Source organism: Rhodococcus sp. (in: high G+C Gram-positive bacteria) (assembly GCF_049286785.1).
Lineage (GTDB): Bacteria > Actinomycetota > Actinomycetes > Mycobacteriales > Mycobacteriaceae > Rhodococcus_F.
In genome coordinates, this window is the sequence record NZ_JBAQEO010000612.1 from 1 (window position 1) to 3577 (window position 3577).

The window sequence follows — 3577 nt, forward strand, 5'->3', positions numbered from 1 at the left end:
CCGCAGGATTACTCGCCGGACGACGAGGCCTGTGGCTCGCGTCGTTTCCGGACTAGATCTGTTTGAGGTCGATGGCTCCGGCCAACGTTTCGAGGTATTTGGGGTTTCCCACTCTGGATTGGACGACAGCACCGCACACGATGTCGGCGACCCAGAGTGCCGGTTCGACGCGGCCGATAGCGTGGTTGACCCTTAACGATGACGTGATGACCTGCTGCGAACGGAACTTCTGCAGTATGTCGAGGTCACTGGCATCGAGGTGGCTACGGGATTCGAGGGTGATGTGGGAACAGGGCATCTCTGCAAGGTTCGGCAATAGGTATTCGAGGCACTTGCGACGGTGTCGGCGGTCGGATGCGCCCGCCTCGGTATGGATCACTACCAGGCCTGCCAGCGGGAGTTCGCTGACGGCCTCGACCAGCTGATGCCGCCGATCTGTGCTGCTGCCATGCCAATGCACCTTCTTCTCGTGTCCCAGGCGGAGCGATTCCATCGCCTTCCGGACGGCAGGGACATCGTCTTCCTCGCATAAGGCCGCGGCGAGTAGATAGGTGTTGGGGTCACGGTCCGGTTGTGATCCGCTCTCGTCACCCCAAGCTGTCAGCATGAGCAGCAATCCTATGCAGTGGGCGCGACACCACTTGTCGGGTCCCGCGATCGGAACGCCAGCGGCAGATACAGTCCCCTGGGGACTTGGGCAGGCGGTCGACTCTACATCGACCGCGGTCTTGGGAAGAGCAAGTGACTCTTAATCACTGGGTCCGCTTGGAGGACTGTCCTGGCCCACTGACTGTCAAACCGAAACCGCCTATAGCCGCTACCAACCCGCCCGATGCCTGTGACATCCGAAGGCCAGGCGTCACATCCGGCGGCCGCCCCGTTGGTTCTCTTGCGTCTCGATGGCGTGGGCATGCCCGTGCATCTGCCGCTCGTGGTCGGTGTTCTCCTGCTGCCGAGTCTGACGCTGTTGTTCCTCGCGGTACTGGTCGACATGATCATGGAAGATCTGGGCGCGGTCGTGGACGGCGTGGAAGTCGCCGAGTTCGGCCTTCTTGTCGGGGCGGTCGCCGGCGAGTGAGGTGGTGTCTGTGATCCGATAGGTGCTGCGGTAGGCGTGGATATCGGCTGCTGCGCGGTCCCAGTCGACGGCCAGTTCGTCCTCGTAGGGGCGCGGTCCGAGGTGTTGGGTCCATGCGAGGTTGGTGGGAAGTTCGACGTCCACGTTCTCGGATTCCGCCCCCCGTTGTGCAGTGGCGGCGATCTCGAGCACGGTGGTTTCGCGGAAAGCGGCGATGTCGGTGTACTCGTCTCGCAGCTGCTGGGCGAGGGCGGGATCGACCTGGTGCGCGTCGACGTCGGGGGAGGGCACCCAGTGCGGGGCGGCCGGGTTGATCGGTTCGTGTCCTGCCGGTGCGATCTCGTCGAGCGCTTCGACCACTCGGCTGATGTTGGACATGGTTCCGGCGTGCGCAGCGAGTTCTGAACACAGGTCGGCGAGCTCGCGGCCGCCGTGGGTCGTATGGACGCGTAGTCGCCCGGCGACGTCGTTCCATCGAGGGTCGCCGCCACGGTCGGCCATCGCGGCGGCGACGGGCAGGTGCTCGCGCAGGACCGCGTCGTTCTCGTCGAGCCACTGGGCGTTGAGGTCTCGGGTCGCCGTTGTCAGAGCGGGCCCGATGTCGCTGGCGAGGGAGACGGCGGTGATCGGCTTGCCCTGTTCTGTGAGCTGGCGGGCGTGCCACTGAAGAATCTCGGCCGGGTTGAGGCCAGCAAGTGAGGCGTTCCGGAGCTGACGGCCGAGGCGCCACGCGGCCTTGTCGGCGGTGATGCTGGCGGCTGTCTCCGGGTCGAACACGGCCTCGACCGGGCGGCGGACCCGTTCGCGGTCGAGCACGGTGCGAGTCTGCCGGTAGTCGCGGATCTTCGCCCCGACGCCGTCGGCGTCGTGTTCGGCGGCAGGGCGCGCCTCGGTGTACAGCTCGGCGACGATGCGGGCGTAGTCGTCGAGTTCCATGTCGGTGTGCGGTGCGCGCGGAGGCAGGGGCGGGAGCGCCGCCCCGGTTGGCTCACCAACAGCGGCAGCAGCGTTGGTGATGCGGGCGTTCAGGACGGCGGCGACGTCGCGGGCGGTGTGCAGTTCGCCGCGGGAGACGGCCTCGTTGAGTACATGTGATGCGCTGTCGCCGCGGTCGTGGATGTCGGCCAGCGTGGCACGGAGGGAAGCCAGGCTGCCGGGGTGTGCCGTTTCCATCGTCGCGAGGATCGTGGCCGGTAGTGACCGGTCGAGGAGGTGGTCGAGCCACCGATCCCGCAGCCGCGTCTGGGCGGCGAGGTACGCCTCGTGGAGCCGTTCGGGGCTGTTCGCCTGCCGTGTGGCCTCATGGATTTCGGTGATGGCGGCTCGGTGTCCGTTGTCGGCGGCGAGGATTCGGCATAGCACGTCGTGCGCCTGTGGGGTCTGGTGTTCCCCGAGGTGCATGCCCTCGGTGTCCTGGGTGACGCCGGGTTCTGTGGGCACGTAGAGGTGGTTCTCGGTGCGGCCGCGGGTGACCGCGACGTAGAGGCCGGCCCGGTTGGTGGCACCGGTGACCGCGGTGTGCGAGGTGTCGACGGTGATGCCCTGGCTGCGGTGCACGGTGGCGGCGTAGCCGAGTTCGGTGTCGCGGCGCACGTACTTCGCGGGCAGCACGATCGACCCGTGATGGGTCTTGCTGCGCACCGTCAGTGAGCCGTCGGGGTTGACGGCGGTGACGGTCCACAGGTCGCCGTTGCGGACGAACATGTTCCGCCGCCGACCACCCAATGTCCGCAGGGTGCGATCGTTGCGGCGGGTCAGGACGGTGTCACCGACACCAGCGGTGAGCTCGTCCGACAACACGGTGGTGCGGGCTTCGTTTGCGATGCCGCGGCCGCGTTGGTGGGCCTGCACAGAGAGGTTGACCTCGCGGACATCGTCACCGGTGGAGAGCATCACGATGGACTGAAGACCGGCGTCGGTGTCGGCGATGTAGGCGACGGCGGCCTGGTCTTTCATCTCGGCGGCGGTGCCGCTGTGGATCCAGCCGCGGCCGTCGAACAACTCCAGGCTTTCCGGGTTCCCGGCGCGGACTTGCAGCGAGTTTTCGGCTTGTTCGAGGTCGTCGCCGAACCGGACCACGTCGGTAAGTTCGGGTGCCTTGGTCTCTTCGGCGAGCAGCCGCAGGGCACCACCGGTTTCGACGGCGTCGAGCTGAGCGGGGTCGCCGAGCAGCCGGACGATCGCACCCTTTGCACGGGCGATGTCGGTGATTGCAGCGAGGTCCTTGGTCGAGGCGAGGGATGCCTCGTCGACCAGAAGCATGGTCCCCGGGGTGATCTCGATCGAGGATGGGAGACTGCCCGGCTTGTCGCCGATGACGCCGCGCCAGGGGTAGGTCAGGGTGGCGAGGGTGTGGGCTTGCACCCCGATTTCCTCACCTAAGGTTTCGGCTGCAACGGCGGACGGGGCGAGTGCAATGACCTGGTGGCCGACCTTCTGCCAGGTGTCGGCGACGGCCTTCATGGAGGTGGTCTTGCCGGTGCCGGCGGGGCCGATACC

At 66.7% G+C, this 3577-nt stretch carries 2 protein-coding genes; both read right to left on the bottom strand.

All coding sequences use genetic code 11. The annotated features are described in order from the left end of the window. Window positions 1–52: 52 nt before the first annotated feature. Window positions 53–607 carry a hypothetical protein gene (locus WAW17_RS22340; protein WP_422335097.1) on the bottom strand — a complete coding sequence of 185 codons (555 nt, stop codon included), beginning with the start codon at window positions 605–607 and terminating at the stop codon, window positions 53–55. A gap of 252 nt (window positions 608–859) precedes the next feature. After that, a partial coding sequence (locus tag WAW17_RS22345) for an ATP-dependent DNA helicase (protein WP_422335098.1) occupies window positions 860–3577 on the bottom strand: 2718 nt, incomplete at its 5' end.

Bases quoted from the DNA above. Each gene is read 5' to 3' on its own strand.
- WAW17_RS22340 (WP_422335097.1), bottom strand. From the start codon at position 607: ATGCTGACAGCTTGGGGTGACGAGAGCGGATCACAACCGGACCGTGAC.